At 72.8% G+C, this 519-nt stretch carries 1 protein-coding gene and 1 pseudogene; both read right to left on the reverse strand.

All coding sequences use genetic code 11. The features are described from left to right. Positions 1-316, reverse strand: a 316-nt coding sequence (locus BGN95_RS09755; protein ID WP_502688275.1) for a thiolase family protein, incomplete at its 3' end; no start/stop codon positions are given. Beyond that, positions 313-519, reverse strand: a pseudogene (locus tag BGN95_RS09760) (hypothetical protein); the annotation flags it as partial. The pseudogene BGN95_RS09760 and the gene BGN95_RS09755, both read right to left, overlap by 4 nt.

The following is a 519-nucleotide window of genomic DNA, read 5'->3' on the forward strand; positions in this document are numbered from 1 at the left end:
CGCCGGTCTGCACCGCCTGCGCCGCGAGCGCCACCGCGCGCAGGCCGGAGCCGCATACCTGGTTGACGCCCCAGGCGGGCACCTCCTTGGGCACCCCCGCCGCCATCGACGCCTGCCGCGCGGGATTCTGCCCTTGCGCCGCGGTGAGCACCTGGCCGAGGATCACTTCGCTCACCTCGTCGCCCGATACCCCCGCCTGCGCCAGCGCAGCCTCGATCGCGATCCGGCCGAGCTCATGCGCCGGGATGGCGGCGAACGCGCCGAGGAAGCTGCCGACCGGGGTTCGTTTGGCGGCGGTGATGACGACGTCGGTCATGGCGCATGTTCCTCTTTGGACTGTCCCGGCTCCCTACCCCCGGCGACGCCGTGAAGCCAGTCCCTCAGCGGCTCCCACAATTGCCGCCGCGCGCTGCCGCCGACGATCATCCCGACATGCCCCGCGCCGAGATCGCGCCGCGCCGCCAGCCCGGCGGCGGTCGCGGCGGGTACGATCCGGTCGGAGAGCGAGACATAATCGAT

Origin of the sequence: Sphingomonas sp. 66-10 (assembly GCF_001897045.1) — a bacterium.
Taxonomy (GTDB): Bacteria; Pseudomonadota; Alphaproteobacteria; order Sphingomonadales; family Sphingomonadaceae; genus Sphingomonas; species Sphingomonas lycopersici.